The sequence below is a fragment of the Streptomyces sp. NPDC001594 genome, assembly GCF_042893675.1.
In the GTDB taxonomy this organism is placed as follows: domain Bacteria; phylum Actinomycetota; class Actinomycetes; order Streptomycetales; family Streptomycetaceae; genus Streptomyces.
Genome location: NZ_JBIAVB010000012.1, coordinates 54297 through 72084 on the forward strand (window position 1 = coordinate 54297; position 17788 = coordinate 72084).

Annotated in this window: 14 protein-coding genes and 2 pseudogenes; 5 read left to right on the top strand and 11 right to left on the bottom strand. The window is 75.0% G+C overall.

Translation table 11 applies throughout. From position 1 onward, the window contains the following. Positions 1-23: 23 nt before the first annotated feature. Positions 24-1265 (bottom strand): MFS transporter, encoded by a 1242-nt coding sequence (locus ACFY0O_RS23565; RefSeq protein ID WP_388949578.1) that lies wholly within the window; start codon positions 1263-1265, stop codon positions 24-26. A gap of 72 nt (positions 1266-1337) precedes the next feature. Between ACFY0O_RS23565 and ACFY0O_RS23570 the strand changes: the two genes are divergently transcribed. After that, the gene (locus ACFY0O_RS23570) at positions 1338-2093 is read left to right on the top strand and encodes a DeoR/GlpR family DNA-binding transcription regulator (RefSeq protein WP_388949581.1); all 756 of its coding nucleotides are present in this window, start codon (positions 1338-1340) and stop codon (positions 2091-2093) included. A 4-nt stretch (positions 2094-2097) separates the two neighbouring features. After that, positions 2098-2763, top strand: coding sequence for an HAD family hydrolase (locus tag ACFY0O_RS23575; RefSeq protein WP_388949583.1), 666 nt, complete (start codon positions 2098-2100; stop codon positions 2761-2763). Between the two features lie 29 nt (positions 2764-2792). Here the strand turns inward: ACFY0O_RS23575 and ACFY0O_RS23580 are convergent, their stop codons facing one another. The 4 genes from ACFY0O_RS23580 to ACFY0O_RS23595 all read right to left on the bottom strand — a co-directional run bounded on the left by ACFY0O_RS23580 (position 2793) and on the right by ACFY0O_RS23595 (position 5886). Beyond that, on the bottom strand, positions 2793-3533 hold the full coding sequence (locus ACFY0O_RS23580; protein ID WP_388949586.1) for an SOS response-associated peptidase: 741 nt from the start codon (positions 3531-3533) through the stop codon (positions 2793-2795). A gap of 45 nt (positions 3534-3578) precedes the next feature. Further along, complete coding sequence (locus ACFY0O_RS23585; RefSeq protein WP_388949588.1) at positions 3579-3884, bottom strand: SHOCT domain-containing protein; 306 nt, start codon at positions 3882-3884, stop codon at positions 3579-3581. Between the two features lie 116 nt (positions 3885-4000). Continuing rightward, entirely contained in the window at positions 4001-4666 is a 666-nt protein-coding gene (locus ACFY0O_RS23590; protein WP_388949590.1) for a response regulator, read from the bottom strand. After that, complete coding sequence (locus tag ACFY0O_RS23595) at positions 4663-5886, bottom strand: sensor histidine kinase (RefSeq protein WP_388949593.1); 1224 nt, start codon at positions 5884-5886, stop codon at positions 4663-4665. The genes ACFY0O_RS23590 and ACFY0O_RS23595 overlap by 4 nt, the downstream gene beginning before the upstream one ends. A 159-nt stretch (positions 5887-6045) precedes the next feature. Between ACFY0O_RS23595 and ACFY0O_RS23600 the strand changes: the two genes are divergently transcribed. From ACFY0O_RS23600 to ACFY0O_RS23610, 3 genes are all read left to right on the top strand, one after another. After that, complete coding sequence (locus ACFY0O_RS23600) at positions 6046-6297, top strand: hypothetical protein (RefSeq protein ID WP_358892080.1); 252 nt, start codon at positions 6046-6048, stop codon at positions 6295-6297. A gap of 181 nt (positions 6298-6478) precedes the next feature. Next, positions 6479-6979, top strand: a complete 501-nt coding sequence (locus ACFY0O_RS23605; RefSeq protein ID WP_388949596.1) for a hypothetical protein — start codon at positions 6479-6481, stop codon at positions 6977-6979. Positions 6980-7138: 159 nt separating this feature from the next. Next, positions 7139-9313, top strand: coding sequence for a SpoIIE family protein phosphatase (locus tag ACFY0O_RS23610; RefSeq protein WP_388949599.1), 2175 nt, complete (start codon positions 7139-7141; stop codon positions 9311-9313). A 14-nt stretch (positions 9314-9327) separates the two neighbouring features. On the opposite strand, the gene ACFY0O_RS23615 is transcribed toward ACFY0O_RS23610, so the two are convergent. From ACFY0O_RS23615 to ACFY0O_RS23640, 6 genes and pseudogenes are all read right to left on the bottom strand, one after another. After that, positions 9328-10539: a PP2C family protein-serine/threonine phosphatase gene (locus ACFY0O_RS23615; RefSeq protein ID WP_388949601.1), complete on the bottom strand. Its 1212-nt coding sequence runs from the start codon at positions 10537-10539 to the stop codon at positions 9328-9330. A 100-nt stretch (positions 10540-10639) separates the two neighbouring features. After that, positions 10640-12694 carry a prolyl oligopeptidase family protein gene (locus tag ACFY0O_RS23620; protein ID WP_388949604.1) on the bottom strand — a complete coding sequence of 685 codons (2055 nt, stop codon included), beginning with the start codon at positions 12692-12694 and terminating at the stop codon, positions 10640-10642. A 105-nt stretch (positions 12695-12799) separates the two neighbouring features. After that, a complete protein-coding gene (locus tag ACFY0O_RS23625; protein WP_388949606.1) occupies positions 12800-13717 on the bottom strand; it encodes an aldo/keto reductase in 918 nt (305 codons plus the stop codon). 78 nt (positions 13718-13795) lie between these two features. Continuing rightward, positions 13796-17050 carry a TIM-barrel domain-containing protein gene (locus tag ACFY0O_RS23630; protein WP_388949608.1) on the bottom strand — a complete coding sequence of 1085 codons (3255 nt, stop codon included), beginning with the start codon at positions 17048-17050 and terminating at the stop codon, positions 13796-13798. A gap of 199 nt (positions 17051-17249) precedes the next feature. Further along, positions 17250-17462, bottom strand: a pseudogene (locus ACFY0O_RS23635) (methyltransferase); the annotation flags it as partial. Next, positions 17411-17735: pseudogene (locus ACFY0O_RS23640) on the bottom strand (GntR family transcriptional regulator); the annotation flags it as partial. The pseudogenes ACFY0O_RS23635 and ACFY0O_RS23640, both read right to left, overlap by 52 nt. Positions 17736-17788: the final 53 nt, after the last annotated feature.

Genomic DNA, 17788 nt, shown 5'->3' on the forward strand with positions numbered 1-17788 from the left:
ATCGGCCCGCCACGGGCGTACGGCTACGGAACCACCGGCCGCCGGGGTGCCGTGGCCGGGGCGCCGGGCGCCGGGGCCGGGCGGAGGGCGGGGGCGGCCAGGGCGGCGAAGGCGCAGCAGGCCACGGGCAGCAGCAGGGCCGGGCCGAGCGGGACGAGGCGGGTGAGCGGGCCGATGACGGCGGGGCCGGCCAGCATGCCGAGGTAGCCGAGGCCCGCGACGCGGGAGACGTTGGCTCCGGCGGCGCCGGGGTCGGCGTGCCCGGCGGCGCTGAACAGCTGCGGGACGCAGCCGGACAGGCCCGCCCCGAACAGGGTCCAGCCCGCCAGGGCCACCGGCACGGCGGGCGCGGCGACGGCCAGGGCGAGCCCGGCCCCCGCGAGCGCGGCTCCGCGACGCAGGACGGCGACGGGGCCGGTCCGGGCGGCGAGGCGGTCGGTGAGGAGCCGGCCGGCGGTCATGGCGGTGGCGAAGGCCCCGTAGGCGAGCGCGGCGGTGGCGGCCGGGGCGCCGAAGGAGTCCCTCAGGTGGAGCGCGCTCCAGTCGTTGGCGACGCCCTCGCAGAGCATCAGCAGGAAGGCCAGGGCGGCGAGCATGCGGATGCGCGGCGCGCTCCGGCGGCCGGTCCGGCCGGCCTGGGGCGGGGCCGCCGCGGCCGCGGGTTCCTTCGGCAGGAGGGCGGGCGTGAGGAGGAGGGCGAGGAGGGTCCCGCCGAGGGCGGTGGCGCCCAGGGTGGCGGCTGGGGTCCGGCCTGCGCCGAGCGCGAGGGCGCCGGCCAGGGCGGCGAGCACTCCGCCGAGGGAGAACACGGCGTGGAAGGCGGACATGACGGGGCGGCCGTAGCGGCGTTCGACCTGGACGGCGTGGGTGTTCATGGCGACGTCCAGGCAGCCGTTGCCGAAGCCGAGCAGCACCAGGGCACCGCCCAGGGCCCAGGCGTCGGCGGCCAGCCCGGGCAGCACCACGGCGGCGCTGCACAGCCCCGCACCGGCGGGGACGGCACGGCGGGCGCCGAAGCGGTCGGTGAGCGGCCCGGCGATCCGCATCCCGGCGAAGGCGCCGGCTCCCAGGAGCAGCAGGAGCCAGCCGAGCAGGGCGTGCCCGACGCCGGTGCGCTGCTCCACCGCCGGGATGTGCACGATCCACATGCCCATGACGAATCCGTTGAGGGCGAAGCAGGCGGTGGTGGCCGCCCGCGCCCTCCTGAGTGCGGTCGTGGCTGTGGTGGTGGGTGCGGCCGCCGGTGCGGCCTTCTCCGTCTCCATACGATCGAACATAACAAACAGTTTCGATGTTCGAAACTTGCATTCCGAACACGTGGAATGTTCAATCGGGGTATGAGTGCTGACCGCCTGAGGCAGATCACCGACGCCGTGCGCGCCAGTGGCAGCCGTAGCGTCGCCGAGCTCGCGGAGCTCACCGGCGCCTCCGATATGACGATCCGCCGCGACCTGGAGGCCCTGTCCGAGCAGGGGGTGCTGGAGCGCTACCGGGGCGGGGCACGCAGTCTGCTGCTGCGCGGCGAGGAGACCCCGTTCCCGCTGCGGGCCCGGGACGGGCTGGAGGTCAAGCGGCGCCTGGCCGCCGAGGTCGCGGCGCTGCTGGCGGACGGGGAGTCGGTGGTGCTGGACAGCGGGACCACCTGCCTGGAGGTGGCCCGGGCCCTGCACCACCGGCGGCTGACGGTCATGCCCCTGTCGCTGCACGCCGCCAACGCCCTGGCGGACGCGCCCCGCCTGACGCTGCTGCTGCCCGGCGGGGCGCCGCGCCGCGGGGAACTCGCGCTGACCGGGCCGCTGACCGAGGCTTCGCTCGCCGCCCTGCGCTTCGACACCGCGGTCATCGGCTGCTGCGGCCTGACGGCGGCCGACGGGCTGACCGCCTACGACCTGGCCGACGCCGCCGTCAAGCGCGCGGCGATCGCCTCGGCCCGCCGGGTCGTGGCCGTCACCGAGTCGGCGAAACTCTCGCGCACCGCCCTCGCGCACGTCCTGCCCGCCTCGGCGCTGCACGCCGTGGTCACCGACGCGCAGGCCCCGCAGGACGCCACCGACGCGCTGGCCGCGGCCGGCGTCACCGTACGGAAGGTATGACCGCATGACCGGGACCGAGACCACCGAGACCGCCGAGAGCGAGACCGCCGCGACCGAGGCCGGGACCCCCCAGACCCTGCTCTTCGACATGTTCGGGGTCATCGCCCGGGTGCAGTCCCCGGAGGGCCGGGCCCGGCTCGTCGCGGCGGCCGGGGCCGGGGTGTCCGAGGCGGAGTTCTGGGAGGCGTACTGGTCGCTGCGGCCGCCCTACGACAGCGGCCGGGTGAACGGGCCCGGCTACTGGCGGTCGGTCGCCGATGCCCTGGGCACCCGCTTCGACGCGCAGCGCACGGTCGCGCTCGTCGCGGCCGACGTCGCGAGCTGGAGCGCGGTGGACGAGGAGATGGTGGCCCTGATCGGGGAACTCGCGGCGTCCGGGCGGACGGTCGCCCTGCTGTCGAACATCCCGGAGGAGCTGGCCGCCCACTACGAGCACCACCACCCCTGGCTGGCGCACTTCCGGGTGCGCGGCCTGTCCTGCCGCATCGGGCACGCCAAGCCCGAGGCGGCGGCGTACGAGTGGTGCCTGCGGAGGCTCGGTGTACCAGGCGACGGCGTGCTGTTCGTCGACGACCGCGAGGAGAACGTCCGCGCGGCCCGCGCCCTCGGCATGCGCGGCCACGTCTTCACCTCGGCGCGGGCCCTGCGCACGGCGCTCGGCCTGTCCTGAGGCGCCGGGCACCGCGCACGGTGCGTGCGTCAGGCGGGGTCCGGGGCGGCGGCGAGGAGTTCGGGGCCGTTGTTGCGGACGCTGTTGACCGCGGTGGTGACCGGGCGGGCCTCCAGCCGGCCGGCGGCCGGGGTGGTGAGGAGGGCGCGCAGGGCGGACGGGTCCTCGTGGGCGGGGTCCAGCCATGCGTCGTAGTCGGCCGGGGCGAGCGCCAGGGGCATGCGGGGGTGGACACGGCCGGCGGCGTCGGTGGCCTCGGTGGTGATGACGGTGCAGGTGGACCACCAGGCGGCCGGGTCGTCGGGGTCCGCGACGCCGGGGTCGCGCCAGAACTCGTACAGGCCCGCCATCGCCATCAGCGAGCCGTCCTGCGGGCTGATGAAGTACGGCTGCTTGTAGGCCTTGGCGGTGGCGGTCGCCGGGACGGCCTCCCACTCGTAGAAGCCGTCGGCGGGCAGCAGGCAGCGGCGTTTGGCGAAGGCGCGGCGGTAGGCGGGCTTCTGGTCGACGGTCTCGACCCGGGCGTTGATCATCCGGGCGCCGCCGTCCGGGCTCTTGGACCAGGACGGCACCAGCCCCCAGCGCAGGGCCCGCAACTGCCGCTCCAGGAGCCCGGTCTCCCGGTCCGCACGCTCCAGCACGGCCCACACCGGGTCGGTGGGGGCCACGTTCCAGCTGGGCGGCAGGACCAGGTCGGGGGCGGGCGGGGCGGTGCCGAAGAGGCCCGTCAGGTCCTCGGGGCTTCGGGTGGAGACGTAACGGCCGCACATGCCCCCAGCCTCCCACGCGTGCCCGGCCCGGGCGCGGTGCCGGTCTCAGGCCGGGCCGTCCTTGAGGGGGCGGCCGAACTGTTCGTCCAGGACGGACAGGCGGCGCCAGTACTCGTCCTCGTCGATCTCGCCGGAGGCGAAGCGCCGGCCCAGGACGGCGATCGGCGAATGTCCGGCGGGCACGCTCTCGCGGGGCGCCTGCCACGGTGAGCGGCGGCCGCCGCGCCAGGCGGTGCGGCGCAGCACGGTGACGACGGTGACCACGACGGCCGCCCAGAGCAGGGGGGCCAGCAGGATCCACGGGCCGGGCCCGTCGTAGGCGAGGGTGGTGAGGGGGGTGAGGGTGTTCATGGCGTTCGGCTCCTCGGGGCTCGTGGTGGCTCGTCTTCCTCCGAGACTGGCCCCGGGAGCACGTCCGGGGCGTCCTACGGCCGGCTGCACCGCGCGTACTTCCCGCGCGGTAGCGGTCAGCCGAGCCAGCCCGGGCGGACCAGGCCCGACTCGTAGGCCAGGACCACCAGCTGGGCCCGGTCACGGGCGCCGAGCTTGACCATCGTGCGGCTGACGTGCGTCTTCGCGGTGAGCGGGCTGACCACCAGGCGGCGGGCGATCTCCTCGTTGGACAGGCCCATGCCGACCAGGGCCATCACCTCCCGCTCACGGGCGGTGAGCCGCTCCAGCCCCTCGGCGGAGGCCGGTTCGCGGGACCGGGCGGCGAACTCGGAGATCAGGCGGCGGGTGACGCCCGGGGAGAGCAGTGCGTCACCGGCGACCACCGCCCGCACCGCGCGCAGGAGCTCCGCCGGCTCGGTGTCCTTGACCAGGAAGCCGGAGGCGCCGGCGCGGATCGCCTCGAACACGTACTCGTCGAGCTCGAAGGTGGTCAGCATGACCACCCGGACGTCCGCGAGCGTGCCGTCGGCGGTGATGGCGCGGGTGGCGGCGAGCCCGTCGAGGTCCGGCATGCGGATGTCCATCAGGACGACGTCGGGGCGCAGTTCCCGGGCCAGCCGGACGGCCTCCCGGCCGTCGGCCGCCTCGCCGGTCACCGCGATGTCGGGCTGGGCGTCGAGCAGGGCCCGGAACCCGGCCCGTACGAGCAGCTGGTCGTCGGCGAGCAGGACGCGGATCACGGGGCCTCCCGGTCGGGGTCCGGGCCGAGGTCGGGGGCGGCCTCCAGCGGGAGGGTCGCCCGTATGCGGAAGCCGCCGTCGGCCCGCGGGCCGGCCTCGACGGTCCCGCCGAGGGAGGCGGCCCGCTCCCGCATCCCGGCGAGGCCGTTGCCGCTGCCGCCGGCGGGGCTGCCGGTGGCCGGGCCGTCGTCGTCCACCCGCAGTTCGAGGGCGTCGGGCCGCCAGGCGAGGCGGATGCGGGCGGTGCGGGATCCGGAGTGGCGCACGACGTTGGTCAGTGCCTCCTGGAGGATGCGGAAGGCCGCCAGGTCCGCTCCGGGCGGCAGGGGCCGGGCCCTGCCCACCGTCTCGGTGGCGACGGTGAGCCCCGTGGCGGCGGCCTGCCCGACGAGCTCCGGGAGGCGGTCGAGGCCCGGGGCCGGGGCGCGGGGGGCGGCGCCGGGGGCGCGGAGGGCGTCGAGGACCTGGCGTACCTCGCCGAGCGCCTCCTTGCCGGCGGCCTTGATGGTGGTCAGCGCGGTACGGGCCTGCTCGGGGTCGGTGTCGAGCAGGGCCAGTCCGACTCCGGCCTGGACGTTGATCACCGAGATGCTGTGGGCGAGCACGTCATGCAGCTCGCGGGCGATCCGCAGCCGTTCCTCGTCGGCCCGGCGGCCCGCGGCGGCCGCCCGCTCGGCCCGCTCCCGCGCCCACTGCTCGCGGCGCAGCCGGACCAGCTCGAAGACGGCGAACATCGCCAGCACCCAGGCCGTGACGCCCAGCTCCTGTCCCCAGGGGCCCGGCCCGTCCCCCGCGGGCGGGAGCCAGGGGTAGAGCCAGTGCGCGATGAGGAGGTGTCCGGCCCAGAGCAGGCCCGCGGCGCCCCAGGCGGCCCGGCGGTGTCCGGCGACGACGGCCGCGAAGCAGGCCACGGCCACGGCGGCGAAGACCGGGCCGTAGGGGAAACCGGCGGCGAGGTACACCAGGGTGACGGCGCTGACCCCGTAGGCGACGGCGACCGGGTACCGGTGCCGTACCACCAGCAGGGCGGGGCCGGCCAGGAGCAGGATCCGGGCGAAGGCGTCCAGCGGTACCCGGCCGGTGTGCGCCTGGGCCGCCCACCCCGAGCCGGCCTGGGCGAGGACCGCGACGAGCAGCGCGGACCGCCAGGCCGGGCCCCGCCCGGTCCGCCGCACCCACTGCCGCCACGGGGGTCCCGGGCGTACGCTCCGCGTTTCCATACGATCACGCTAGACCGGCCCCGCCTTCACCCGCGTCACCCGGGCGTAGCGTTCCCGGCGTACTCCCCAGGTAGTACGCCGGTGTACGCCGCCCCGTCCGTCCCGCTGTCCGGATCCCCTCCGGATGCGCCCCGCCCGGGCCGGATCCACGGTGGAGGGATGGAGCACGCGCCGATCGTCGTACACCGCGTCTCGCCGTCGGGCGGCCGCCGGGTGAGCCTGCGCACCGGGGGGCGCGAATCGGTCCTGGGCGTCGCGCACTCGGACGCCGACGTCATCGAGTTCCTGCGCCGCGCCGAGGTGCCCGACCCCGACGAGGTGGTCCTCGGCGGCGGGGTCCCGCTGATCGAATGGCAGGGCGACGCACCGCACGTGTACGAGGCCGAAACGGCCCCCGCCGACCTCCCCTGACCCCGGCCGCCCGACGCCGCGCGTCCCTCCCCCGACCCGCCGGCGACCGTCACCTTCCGGCCATACTTGACACGCGCATGACATCAGTCGCGACTTCTCAAGACCCCTGTGGCACGCTCCCTGCGCACTCGGTACCGCCCTCGCACCACACCCCCACAAGGACGTGTCACGGAGGAGCGACATGATGCACCGCGCGAAACTCGCCATAGCGGCCCTGGCCCTCGCGGCCACCGCGGCCAGTGTCACCAGCGCCGCAGCCCTCGGCCCCACCGCCGACCAGAAGGCCGACGGCGTGATCGTGGTCTCGGGCAACACCTGCACCTGGACCAACGCCCGCACCAGCGCCAATCCCCCCACCGCCCTCACCGTCGACCGCACCAGCATCAACAAGCCCGGCGGCAACCTCGCCTGCGACGGCGGGATCACCGCCTCCCTCAACAACAACCCGGCCTTCACGTTCGACGACGCGACCGCCACCGCCCGCACGGACCTGATCGACATCACCGGGAGCCAGAGCTTCATCTCCTGCCGCTACAAGGCCACGAACATCGTGTGGGACCGCGACGGGACCACCCGCAAGTACGTCAACCGCGCCTTCACCGCCACCAAGGCCTCGGGCAGCTTCCTGTGCCCGGGCTCCGTCACGACGGCGGCCGGCGGCGCCTCCATGCTCTTCCACTGACCACCCGGCCGGGGGCCTCGGCCCGTGCGGCGGCGCCCCCGGCCGTCACCCACAGCCCTCACACACGGCCCCACCGGCCCCGATGGCCCCCGCCGGGTCGCCGGGCCCGAGGCGGGGCCTCAGCATGGAAGGAGCTCCGTCCGGGTGAGGAGGCCGGTGATGGCCGATGCGCAGCCCGCTCCGCCGGCCGATGGCCCCGGGGACGAGCCCCCCGCGCTCGCACCCGGGCCCGGCCCCGGACCCGTCGCACCCCCGCCGACCCCGGCTCCGGCTCCGACTCCGGCTCCGCAGCCGGGATCCCCGCCGGCCGGGTCCCCCTCGGCGGGCGGGCTCCTCGACGTCCTCGGGGTGGCCGCCGTGGTACTGGACGACGAGGGCCGGATCCGGCTGTGGAGCCCGCAGGCCGCCGCCCTGTTCGGCTACCCCGCCGAAGAGGCCCTGGGCCGGTACGCGGCGAGCCTGCTGGTGGCGGAGGACAACCGCGAGGAGGTCCTCGGCCTGTTCGCCCAGGTGATGGCGGGCCAGGGCGCCTGGGCGGGGTCGTTCCCCGTGCGCCACCGCGACGGCCACACCGTCCTCGTCGAGTTCCGCAACATGCGGCTCCAGGCCGACCACGGCGGGATGTTCGCCCTCGGCCTCGCCTCGGAACAGGCCACCCTGCGCCGGGTCGAACGCGATCTCGCCCTCTCCCTCCGGATGGTCGACCAGTCCCCCATCGGCCTGGCCGTCCTCGACACCGACCTGCGGTACGTCCTGGTCAACCCGGCCCTGGAGCGCATCAACGGGGTCCCCTCCGAGCGGCACCTCGGGCAGCGGATCGCCGACATACTCCCCTTCCTGGACGCTCCGGCCGTCGAGGCCAGGATGCGCGAGGTCATGGAGACCGGCGTGCCGGTGCTCGACAGCTTCACCACCGGCACGATCTCCGACGACGAGGGCGAACGCGCCTGGCTGGTGTCCATCTACCGGCTGGAGGACCAGTCCGCCCGGGTGATCGGCGTCGCCGTGTCGGTGGTGGACGTGACCGAACAGCACCGGGTCTCGGTCTCCGCGGCCCACGCACGGCGCCGCCTGTCGCTGATCGCCGACGCCTCGGTGCGCATCGGCACCACCCTCGACCTGGACATCACCGCCCGGGAACTCGCCGACGTCGCCGTGCCGGAGATCGCCGACATCGCCGCCGTCGACGTCCTCGACACCGTCCTCACGGGCGGCCGTCCCGGCGACGGCCCCGACGAGCGGGCCGTGCGGTTCCGGGCGCTCGCGGTCAAGGCCGGCTACCGCACCCCCGCCGAGGACGCCGCCGACCCCGTCGGGGACGTCGCCCTGTACCGCACCGACCGGCTGGTGGCGCGCTGCGCCCGCACCGCCCGGCCCGTCCTCGTCCCGCACGTCACCCCGGAAGACCTGCCGCGCATCGCCCGCGACGAGGAGGCAGCCCGGCTGCTGGACGAGGCGGGGGTGCACTCGTACCTCGCCGTCCCGCTGATCGCCCGCAGCCAGGTCCTGGGCACCCTCGACCTCAAGCGCGCCCGCAACCCCGTCCCCTTCGGCCAGGACGACGTGCTCCTCGCCGCCGAGCTGGCCGCCCACGCCGCCGTGTCCATCGACAACGCCCGCTGGTACCAGCGCCAGCGCCACGCCGCCCTCGCCCTCCAGCGCCACCTGCTGCCGCAGCACCCGCCGGACGCCCCCGGCCTGGACATCGCCTACCGGTACCAGCCGGCCGGGGCCGCCGACGAGATCGGCGGCGACTGGTTCGACGTCATCCCGCTCACCGGCGACCGGACGGCGCTGGTCGTCGGCGACGTGATGGGCAGCGGCATCAACGCCGCCGCGACGATGGGGCAGCTGCGCGCCACCGCCCGGGCGCTGGGCCGCCTGGGCCTCGACCCCGCGACGGTCCTCACCCACCTCGACGCGGCCACCGCCGACCTCGGCGAGGCCATGGCCACCTGCGTCTACGCCGTCTACGACCCGCACACGCGGCTCTGCCACATCGCCACGGCCGGCCACCTGCCGCCGGTGCACCTGCGCCACGGGCGCCAGCCGAGGCTGGTCCAGCTGACCACCGCCGTGCCGCTGGGGGTCGGCGGCGTCCCCTTCCACACCACCGCGTTCACCCTGGACGAGGGCGACGAGCTGGTCCTGTACACCGACGGGCTGGTCGAGACCCGCGACCAGGACATCGACACCCGGCTGCTGATCCTGACCGACCTGCTGGCGGGCCCCCACCGGCCGATCGAGGAGACCTGCGACCTGCTGCTGTCGGCCCTGCGCCGCCCCGACACGCACGACGACGTCGCCCTCCTCATCGCCCGCGCCCACGCCTGAGGCCCGGGCCCGTGTCACGGGTGCGCGGGCCGGGAGCGGATCCTGGCGGTGAGCACGGCGACGTCGTCCTCGGCGTGGCGCGCGTCGAGGCCCGCCACCAGCGCGTCCACGGCCTCCGCCGCGCTCGCGCCGGCCGGCAGCCGCAGGGCCGTCAGCCGGGCCAGGGAGTCCTCGATGTCCTCGCCGCGCCGCTCCACGAGCCCGTCGGTGTAGAGGACCAGGGTGTCCTCGCCGGTGAAGGGGTGGGCCGCGGACTCGTACCCGCCCAGGCCCGTGCCGAGCGGCGGCCCGACCGGCACGTCCAGCAGCCGGCCGGTGCCGTCGGCGGCGAACACCGCGGGCGGCAGGTGGCCGGCGCAGGCGAAGAGGGCGGTGCCGCGCGCCGGGTCGACGCGGGCGAGCAGACAGGTGGCGGGACGGCGGGCCGCGTCCCCCGCGACCAGGGCGTCGAGCTGGCGCAGCACGCGGTGCGGGGCGAGTTCGGTGGAGGCCACCTCGCGCAGGGTGGAGCGGTAGGCGTTCATGTCCACGGCGGCGTCCAGGCCGTGGCCCATCACGTCGCCGACGACCAGCAGGGTCCGGCCGAAGTGCAGCCGGACCGCCTCGAACCAGTCGCCCCCGACCAGGGCGCTCGGTCCGACGGGCAGGTAGCGGCCGGCGATCAGCAGGTTGGGGTGGGGGCGGCCGGGGCCGGCGACGAGGGCCCGCTGGAGGTCGAGCGCGACGCGTTCGGTGGCGGCGAGGCGGCGGGCGTGGCGGACCTGCACGGCCGCGACCCGCGCCGCGAAGTGCAGGGCGGCGGCCTCGCGGTCGGTGAAGGCGGAGCCGGTGCGCACCGCGAGGAGGGTCCCGTACGAGGTCCCGTGCCGGGTCAGCGCCACGGACAGGCCGTGCACCGGGGAGGCCCCGGGGCGCAGGGTCCAGCTGCGCAGCGGGTGGCCCTCGTCGACCGCGCGGACGGCGGCCCGGCCGACGGGCACCGGAGCGGGGGCGCGGAGCAGGCCGACGGCTCCGGCCGCGGCGACCCGCTCGGTGCGGCCCTCGACGGCCAGGTCGACGGCGGCCGCGTCGGCCAGGGTGCGGAGGACGAACGCGGCGAGTTCCCGGCAGGTGGTGGTCTCGTCGTCGCCGGTGCCGATGGCCTCCAGGGTCTCGGCCGGCGACGGCGCCCGGTGCGGGTCCCCGTGGGGGGTCCGGCCGCTGGGGTGCCCGTCGCGATCCGACACGTGTCCTCCGTTCCCGCGCCCGGCCGGCGGCCCGGTGCGGGCCGTCGGCCGGTCCATTCCACCAGGCCCGGCGCGGTCGGCGGGGCAGCGCGCCGGTCGGTCACCTCGGCGGGGTCAGGTGCTCCCGGAGGAAGGTGTGCACGAGGGCCTCGTTGAAGGCGGTCTGCTGGTGGTCGGTGGCTCCGGCGTGGCCGCCGCCGAGGTGCTCGTGGAAGAGGACGGGGTGTCCGAGTTCCCGCAGCCGGGCGGCCATCTTGCGGGCGTGTCCGGGGTGGACCCGGTCGTCGCGGGTGGAGGTGAGCAGCAGCAGGGGCGGGTACGGGGGGCCTTCGGCGCTGATCCGGTGGTAGGGGGAGATGGCTTCGAGGTGGGGCCGGTCCGCCGGGTCGTCGGGGTCGCCGTATTCGGCGGTCCAGCTGGCTCCGGCGAGGAGCTTGTGGAAGCGGAGCATGTCGAGGAGCGGGACGTGGGCGACGACGGCGCCGAACAGGCCGGGTTCGCGGGTGAGCATGGCGCCCATCAGGAGGCCGCCGTTGCTGCCGCCCTCGATGCCGAGCTGGGCGGGGGTGGTGATGCCGCGGGCGGTGAGGTCGCGGGCGACGGCGGCGAAGTCCTCGTAGGCGCGGACCCGGTTGGCGCCGAGGGCGGCCTGGTGCCAGGCGGGCCCGTACTCGCGGCCGCCGCGGATGCCGGCGACGACGTACGTGCCGCCGCGGGCGAGCCAGGCCCGGCCGGTGACGGCGCTGTAGGAGGGGACCATGGAGATCTCGAAGCCGCCGTACCCGTAGAGCAGGGCGGGTCCGGGGCCGGGGCGGTCCTCGGGGCCGATGACGAAGTAGGGCACGCGGGTGCCGTCGGGCGAGGCGGCGAAGTACTGGCTGACGGTGAGCCCGGCCGTGTCGAAGAGGGCGGGGGCCTGCTTGAGGATCTCCAGGCCGGCGGTCCCGGCCACGCCCCGGTAGAGGGTGGAGGGCTGGAGGTGGCCGGTGACGTCGAGGAAGTACTCGTCGCTCTCGTCCGGGTCGGTGCAGGTCACCGAGGCCGTCGACAGGGGCGGTACGCCGGTCAGCGGGGCACGGGTCCAGCCGTCCGGGGCGGGGGTGAGGAGCTCCAGGCGGGAGGAGACGTCGGCGCGGGTGCGCAGGATGAGGTGGTTGCGGGTCCAGCTGTAGCCGGCGAGGGCGGTGCGCTCGTCCGGGGTGAACAGGACCTGTGGGGTGCGGTCCCCGGCCCGGTAGGCGTCGAAGCCGAAGGCGAGGAGGCTGCCGGCGGGGTGTCCGAGCCAGGGTGAGCGGGGGTTGACGAGGAGCCACTCGCGGTGGACGCCGGTGACGGCGTCGTCCGGTACGTCGATCTTCTCCGGCGGGGCGGCGGGGTCCTCGGGGAGGAGGAACAGCTCCTGGTTCCAGAAGTCGATGCTGCGGGCGGCGAAGTCCCGTTCGAAACCGGGGGTGTGGTCGCGCCAGCCGGAGGCGGAGAGGTCGGTGGGGCGGCCCTGGTAGACGAGTTCGGCCTCGTGCAGGGGGGTGCCGCGGCGCCAGCGGCGGACCTGGAGGGGGTAGCCGGAGGGGGACAGGGTGCCGGGGCCGAAGTCGGTGCCGATCCAGAGGTGGTCTGGGTCGATCCAGCCGACGCGGGTCTTGGCCTCGGCGACGGTGAAGCCGTCCTCGACGAACTCCAGCGTCTCCAGGTCGAACTCGCGGACCACGCAGGCGTCGGCGCCGTCGCGGGACAGCATCACGAGGGCGTGGCGGTGCCCGGGGGCCAGGACGCTGCTGCCGGCCCAGGCCCACTGCTCGCCCTCGGCCGCGGCGAGCGCGTCCAGGTCGAGGACGGTCTCCCACCGGGGGTGCTCGGTGCGGTACTCCTCCAGGGTGGTGCGGCGCCAGATGCCGCGCAGCCGGTCGGCGTCCTGCCAGAAGTTGTAGAGGTGGGGGCCGCGCCGGACGGTGTACGGGATCCGGCCGTCGTCGTCGAGGACCTCGCGCACCTCGCGTTCCGTCTCCTTGAACGCGGGGGCGCCGGTCAGCGCGGCGACGGTCTCCGCGTTGCGCTCCCGCACCCAGGCGAGGGCGGCCTCGCCGGTCACGTCCTCCAGCCAGAGGTAGGGGTCGTCTTCGTGGTCGGCAGGGGGGCGCGGGGCTTCATCGTTCATTCCGCCGATTGTGCCGGACGCGGGCGGGGAGGACGGCTCGCGTTCAGGGGTTCGGGTTCGCTGGTGGGCCCGGGGCCGTCGCCCGGGCCGTCCGGCCGCGCGCGCCTACGGGTGGTGGAGGGCCTCCAGGCGGGCCAGGTCGTCCTCGGTCAGGCGCAGGGCGCCGGCGGCGACGTTGGATTCGAGGTGGGCGGGGTTGCCGGTGCCGGGGATGGCCAGCATGTGGGGTCCCCGGTGCAGGGTCCAGGCGAGGCGGACCTGTGCGGTGCTCGCCCCGTGGGCCCGGGCGACGGCCGCCAGTTCCTCGCTCTCGGCGGTGGCGGCGGGGCCGGCGCCGTGTTCGCGGCCGGCGGCGGCTATCGAGTAGAAGGGCACGAAGGCGATGCCCTGCTCGCCGCAGAACCGGACGAACGCGTCGTACTCGGGGCGCACGCCGATGCCGTACATGTTCTGCACGCACACCACGGGGGCGACGGTCCGGGCCTCGGCGAGTTGCTCGGGGGTGACGTTGGAGACGCCGAGGTGGCGGATGAGGCCGGCTTCGCGGAGTTCGGCGAGGGCGCCGAAGCGTTCGGCGACGGAGTCGGTGCCGAGGACGCGGAGGTTGACCAGGTCGAGGTGGTCGCGGCCGAGCTGGCGGAGGTTCTCCTCGACCTGGCCGCGCAGCTCGCGCGGGGTACGGGCGTGCTCGTCCCACTCCCCCCAGGGGGCGCGGCGCGGGCCGACCTTGGTGGCGATGACCAGGTCGTCCGGGTAGGGGCCGCCGAGCGCGCTCTTGATCAGCTCGTTGGCGGAGCGGAGGGGGGAGAAGTAGAAGGCGGCGGTGTCGATGTGGTTCACGCCGAGCTCGACGGCGCGGCGCAGCACGGCGATGGCCCGGGCGCGGTCACTGGGCACGGAGTCGGCCTGCAGGGCGGGGCCGTCCTGGGGCACGCGCATCGCCCCGAAGCCGAGGCGGTTGACCGGCATGTCCCCCAGGGTCCAGGTGCCCGAGGCGGCTGCGGTGATCGTTTCAGTGTTCATCCGGGGATGATCTCCCGCCCGGCGGGCTCCGCACCAGGGGTTTCGCGATTGCCCTGGCCGGGCGGGGTGGGGTCGGGGTCAGGGGGTGAAGGTCCAGTGTTGGGGCGGTAGGGCGTCGCAGGGGGCTCGGGTGACGGCGGTGGCGTGGGAGGTCAGGCATTGGGCGGCGTTGCGCAGGCTGCCGTCCGGGCCGGTCTGCCAGGTCTGGGCGGGGGTGCCCGCGCAGGGTTGGACGGTGATGCGGGCGGGGTCGGCGGCGTCGAGGCAGACGCCGTTCAGGCCCGTGAGGCGGCCGTCGTTCTGGAGGGTCCACCGCTGGTTGGGGCCGCCGTGGCAGGAGTAGAGGGTGGGCACGGTGCCGGGGGCGGTGGCGCTGTGGGGGAGGTCCAGGCAGGACGCGGAGGCGGCGTTGACGAGGGTGGCGTCGGAGGGGAGGGGGGTGGGGCGGCCGGTGAGGGTGAGTTCCGCGGCGCTGGTCCAGGGGCCTCTGTCGCCGGCCTCCGTGAGGGCGCGTAGTCGGAGGTAGCGGCCGGTTCGGGGGGCGAAGGTGAGGGATTTCGCGGTCGCGGAGTCGGCGAAGGTGCCGGTGGCGGCCGGGGTGCCCCAGTCGGTGGTGGTGTCGGAGACGTAGACCTCGTAGCCGCCGATCCGGCCGTTGACCCCGCCGTCCTGGCGCGGGAGGTAGCCGAGGCCGTCGACGGTGTAGCGGGCGCCGAGGTCGATCCGGATCTCGTGCGGCAGGGGGGCCGGCTTGTTGGCGGACCAGGCGGTGTGCCAGATGGTCGCGGGGTCGCCGTCGAAGGCGTTGGTGGCGGCGCCGTTCTCGGCCGCCGTCTCCTGGCTGTCGGCCGAGAGCAGGGTCCAGGCGGAGGAGGGGAGGGGGAACGAGGTGGCCGGGATCGGGTCGGCGGTGGGGACGCTGGTGCCGGTGGCCTTGACGGTGAAGGCGGTCGTGCGCGTTCCGGTCTTGGTCCAGAGGATGCCGCCCCGGTCGGCCGGGTCGAAGAACCAGCCGGTGGTGGCCGCGTCGTAGGCGGCCTTGCTCGCCAGACGGGTCAGGGGGGCGCCGTCCAGGGTGAGGGCGGTGGGCGCGGAGGCCACGTGGAGGGTGAACTCGTAGCCGCGGGAGGCGGGCCGGCCGGTGTAGCTGCCCGTGGGGGCGCCGACGGAGACGCTGACCGTGCCGGAGCCGCTCGCCGGGGCGGTGACGTCGACGCGCTGGCGGGCGTAGGCGCCGGAGGCGTAGGCGCGGGTGCGGCCGTCGTCCTCGTAGAGGTCGAAGGAGCTCGTGCCGCGGGGGTGGATGTCGTAGGTGAGGGTGGAGACGGGCTTCTCGCCGCCGTAGTTCATCTGCGGCCACATCGGGACGACGGCTCCGCCCTTGACGAAGAGGGGCAGGGTGTCGAGGGGGGCCTGGTAGCCGTTGAACCAGCCGGGGCCCGCGTACGTCTTGCCCGTCCAGTAGTCCGTCCAGGTCCCGGCGGGCAGGTAGATGCCGTCGCGGACGGAGGTGTCCGAGACGACGGGGGCGACGAGGAAGGAGTCCCCGGCCATGAACTGGCCGCTGGTGAGGTTGCCGCGGGCCACCGGGTCGTCGGGGTACTCCAGGACCATGGCGCGGGTGCTGGGGACTCCGGTGTCGTGGGCGACGCGGCTCATCGTGTAGAGGTAGGGCATCAGCCGCATCTTGAGCTGGAGGTACTTGCGGTTGACGGAGAGGTACGGCTCCGTGAAGCGCCAGGGCTGTTTGTCCTGGTAGCCGGCCGAGGGGTTGGTCGCGCCCCAGCCGGACATGGTCATGAAGGCGGGGGTGAAGGCCTTCCACTGGAGGTCGCGGACGTACGTCTTGGGGCTGCCGCCGAAGATGCCGTCGACGTCGCCGGAGGCGTAGTTGATGCCGGACAGTCCGGCTCCGGCGATGGCGGGGACGTGCCAGCGCATGTCGTCCCAGGTGCCGTAGGTGTCCCCGGTCCAGACGACGGCGTTGCGCTGGGTGCCGGCCCAGCCGTCGACGGTCCAGACGTAGCGGCGGGCGTCGGAGTTCTTCTCGATGCCGTCGACGGCCTGCTGGACGCCCTGGAAGGCGGTCTTGTAGCCGCCGCCGATCCAGGCCACGTCGGTCTTGACCCCGCGCGTGCCGGCCGTGCCCACCTCGTCGGCGATGGAGCCGAGGCCGGTGGAGGTCCACAGGCCGGTCTGGAAGCCCTTGGCCTTCAAGGCGTCGACCGTGGACTTCAGGGGCGCGGTGTAGCCGCAGCCGTAGCCGTCGTTGGGCAGGAACCAACCCGAGGGCATGTCGGCGGCCCGGGCGTCGGCGGCGTAGCCGACCACGTCGGGGGTGGTCTGGTGGCGGAGCCTGTTGTGGTCGCCCTGGTAGGCGGGGTTGGAGGCGTTGAAGCAGTCGGCGTTGCCGAGTTCGAAGCCCCACATCGGCGCCATGAAGGGTTTGCCGCTGACGTCGGTGTAGGCGTCGAGGACGGACTTGAGGGAGTCGCCGGTGAAGTACCAGGCGTCGAAGCGGTTCTCGTCGTGGGTGAGGGTGGTGGGCGAGTTGAAGGCGTACGAGCCGGGGGCCCAGGTGTTGCGCATGACGCCGTAGTCGTGGGTGGACATGTAGAAGGGGGCCGGGCTGGCGTTGTTCCCTTCGCGCCACTTGTTGTCGACGGCCACGGGGACGGTCTTGTCGCGCAGCGCCCATTCGCCCAGGCGCAGGCCGGTGCCGTAGAACTGCTCGTCGGCGGCGCGGGCGAGGGTCTGGACGGTCTTGCCGCCGCCCCACTTGGTGGGCTGGGTCTCCTGCCAGACGGGTGTGGAGTCGTCGGCGCGGTAGACGGAGAACAGCAGAGGGGACTTGTTGACGTGGATGGAGAGGGAGCCGGTGGTGATCCGGTAGAACGTGCCCGCGTCGGTGTAACTCGCGGCCACCGGGCCGAAGTCGGTGGTGGGGGCGAGGTCGGAGCCGGCCGGGTCGTCGGTGAAGGAGCCGTCCGGGGACAGCCAGAGCCGGAAGATGTCGGCGCGGGCTACGGACACCCGGGCCTTGGCGCCGCTGGTGGTGCTCACGGTGAAGGTGCCGCCCGACTGGGACAGGGCGGTGACCGAGCCGGCGGTGGAGGACGGGGCGGCGGGTGCGGCCGCCGCGCGGGCGGTGGCCGGGCCGGCCGCCGAGAGGCCCGCGACGGCCAGGGCCCCGGCGAGCAGGGCCGCGAGCCGGCGGCGGGCCCGGGGGCGGGGGTGCGGCTGGCGGGGGTGCGGGGGGTGGGCGTCGCGGGTGCGGGGGTGGCCGTGCCTCGTGGTCGGTCTCGTCGTGCTCGACGGAGGGGTCTGACTCATGGGGCAGCTCCTCGTGCGGTCCGGATGGCGGACTACCGCTTTGGCATGCACCCGGAAAGATAGCGACCCCGGCGGAGTTGGTGAAGGAACTTGCTCGAAGTGGCGCGTGACCGCGCACTTTCGAGCAGCGGGTGGGTGTCCGTACCCTGGCCGGGAAACGGCGTTTGGACGGTTCCCGGCCAGGGCACGGGGCGGCTGGGTAGAAGTCCTCGCGCAGTACCTGGTGTTCGGCGCCCTCGGTGCGGTCGAAGGTGAAGTCGAAGTGCCGGTCGGGCAGGAAGTCCAGGGTGAGGTCCTGGGTGATCGTGAGGTAGGGGACCTTGTCCTGAAGTCCCCGTCCGGCCAGGGTCCGCTTGGCGGCTATGCGGATGGCCGGGGAGATGTCGATGCCGTAGTAGTGGCCCGGGGCGAGGCCGGGTCGTGGTCCGGCGCGTGGTACGGATCGTTCACGCCGTGTCCTCTCTCGACGTTCCGGGCGCGGGCCGTCCAGTCGGCGAGGGCGGTGCGCGGGGGCGAGTCCGGCGCCGTCTCGGGGTGGGAGAGCGAGCGCCGGACGAAGGTGCCCGCGCCGGGGCGGGGTTCGACGAGGCCCTCGCGTTCGAGTTCCCGGTACGCCTTGAGCACGGTGTCGGGGTTGATCGCGGTGGCCGCGACCACCCCACGGGCCCGTCGGCAGCCGGTCCCCCACCGGGGGTGGTGGGAGGCGGCGGATATGACCGAACGGTCACAGCCCGTCGG

Coding starts and splice junctions, on each gene's coding strand:
- ACFY0O_RS23565 (WP_388949578.1), bottom strand. CDS start 1,265: ATGGAGACGGAGAAGGCCGCACCGGCGGCCGCACCCACCACCACAGCC.
- ACFY0O_RS23570 (WP_388949581.1), top strand. CDS start 1,338: ATGAGTGCTGACCGCCTGAGGCAGATCACCGACGCCGTGCGCGCCAGT.
- ACFY0O_RS23575 (WP_388949583.1), top strand. CDS start 2,098: ATGACCGGGACCGAGACCACCGAGACCGCCGAGAGCGAGACCGCCGCG.
- ACFY0O_RS23580 (WP_388949586.1), bottom strand. CDS start 3,533: ATGTGCGGCCGTTACGTCTCCACCCGAAGCCCCGAGGACCTGACGGGC.
- ACFY0O_RS23585 (WP_388949588.1), bottom strand. CDS start 3,884: ATGAACACCCTCACCCCCCTCACCACCCTCGCCTACGACGGGCCCGGC.
- ACFY0O_RS23595 (WP_388949593.1), bottom strand. CDS start 5,886: ATGGAAACGCGGAGCGTACGCCCGGGACCCCCGTGGCGGCAGTGGGTG.
- ACFY0O_RS23600 (WP_358892080.1), top strand. CDS start 6,046: ATGGAGCACGCGCCGATCGTCGTACACCGCGTCTCGCCGTCGGGCGGC.
- ACFY0O_RS23605 (WP_388949596.1), top strand. CDS start 6,479: ATGATGCACCGCGCGAAACTCGCCATAGCGGCCCTGGCCCTCGCGGCC.
- ACFY0O_RS23610 (WP_388949599.1), top strand. CDS start 7,139: ATGGCCGATGCGCAGCCCGCTCCGCCGGCCGATGGCCCCGGGGACGAG.
- ACFY0O_RS23620 (WP_388949604.1), bottom strand. CDS start 12,694: ATGAACGATGAAGCCCCGCGCCCCCCTGCCGACCACGAAGACGACCCC.
- ACFY0O_RS23625 (WP_388949606.1), bottom strand. CDS start 13,717: ATGAACACTGAAACGATCACCGCAGCCGCCTCGGGCACCTGGACCCTG.
- ACFY0O_RS23630 (WP_388949608.1), bottom strand. CDS start 17,050: ATGAGTCAGACCCCTCCGTCGAGCACGACGAGACCGACCACGAGGCAC.